At 70.7% G+C, this 1,582-nt stretch carries 2 protein-coding genes; both read left to right on the forward strand.

The window, feature by feature from the left end:
* Positions 1–1,022, forward strand: a 1,022-nt coding sequence (locus ACJA3G_RS36690; RefSeq protein WP_406557344.1) for a glycoside hydrolase family 5 protein, incomplete at its 5' end; no start/stop codon positions are given.
* 70 nt (positions 1,023–1,092) lie between these two features.
* Positions 1,093–1,582 (forward strand): cellulose-binding domain-containing protein (locus ACJA3G_RS36695; protein WP_406557345.1); only part of this gene is annotated, 490 nt, incomplete at its 3' end.

Here is a 1,582-nt window from a genome sequence, read left to right on the forward strand (position 1 = left end):
CCCCCGGCACCGGCGCGCCCGTGCTCCGCGCCTCCGGGAACAAGCTGGTCGACGCGGGCGGTGCCACGCGCAGGCTCCTCGGCGTCAACCGGTCCGGCGGTGAGTTCATGTGCGTCCAGGGCCACGGCATCTTCGACGGCCCGGTGGACGACGCCTCGGTGGCCGCCATCGCCGCCTGGCACGCCAACGCCGTGCGCATTCCCCTCAACGAGGAGTGCTGGCTCGGTCTGTCGAACATCGACCCGGCCTACGCGGGCGCCCGTTACATCAGCGCCGTCCAGGACCTCGTACACCGCGTCGAGGCCCACGGGATGACTCCCATCGTCGAACTCCACTGGTCGTACGGGCAGTACACGGGCAACTCGGCCGGCTGCTCCGACGTCCACGCCGGCTGCCAGAAACCGATGCCCGACGCCCAGTACGCACCCGCGTTCTGGTCCTCGGTCGCCACCACCTTCAAGAGCGACCCGGCCGTGGTCTTCGACCTGTTCAACGAGCCGTATCCGGACCGTGCCACCTCCACCACCGACCAGGCCTGGAGCTGCTGGCGCGACGGCGGAAGCTGTCCCGGCATCGGCTACGAGGTCGCGGGGATGCAGGACCTGCTGGACGCGGTACGGGGAGCGGGCGCCCGCAACCTCGTCCTGGCCGGCGGCATCGCCTACGCCAACGACCTCAGCCAGTGGCTCGCCCGCGCCCCGGCCGACCCGGCGGGCAACCTCGCCGCCGCCTACCACGGCTACAACTTCAACAGCTGCGCGAGCGAATCGTGCTGGGACGCGACCCTCGCACCCGTCGCCGCCAGAGTTCCGCTCGTCGCCGGCGAGCTGGGCGAGAACACCTGCGCGCACTCGTTCGTCGATCGCGCCATGAAGTGGTTCGACGAGCGGGGGATCTCGTATCTGGGCTGGACCTGGAACACCTGGGACTGTTCCTCCGGCCCCTCCCTGATCAGCAACTACGACGGCACCCCCACCGCGTACGGCAGCGGCCTGCGCGACCATCTCCGCGCCGTCGGCTGATACGCGCCTCTCCGCACCTCCGAACCCCCGAATACCGCACCAAACCGAACGAAAGGACACGACCCCCACCATGAGCCGCATACCCACCGCATCCCCCCGGTCCTCGCGAAGGCGCACCGCCCTGCTCGGCGCAGGTGTGCTCGTCGCCGCGGCGACCGGCACCGCCGGTCTCGTCGGCGCCGCGGGCACCGCCTCGGCGGCGACCGGCTGCACCGTCGCCTACCAGGTGCAGAACCAGTGGTCCACCGGCTTCACCGCGTCCGTGACGCTCACCAACAACGGCCCCGCCGTGAACGGTTGGGACGTGAAGTGGACCTTCGCCGGAAACCAGCAGGTCGCCCAGGGCTGGAACGCCAAGGTGACCCAGTCCGCCACCGCGGTCACCGCCACCAACGAGAGCTACAACGGCACGCTGGCGACCGGCGGTTCGGCCAGCTTCGGCTTCAACGCCTCCTACAGCGGCACCAACGCGCTCCCCACCTCGTTCACGCTCAACGGCGTGGCCTGCAACGGCGGCGACACCCCCACGGACCCGCCGACCACCCCGCCCACCACTCCAC

It is taken from the genome of Streptomyces sp. YS-3, from assembly GCF_045257485.1.
Taxonomy (GTDB): domain Bacteria; phylum Actinomycetota; class Actinomycetes; order Streptomycetales; family Streptomycetaceae; genus Streptomyces.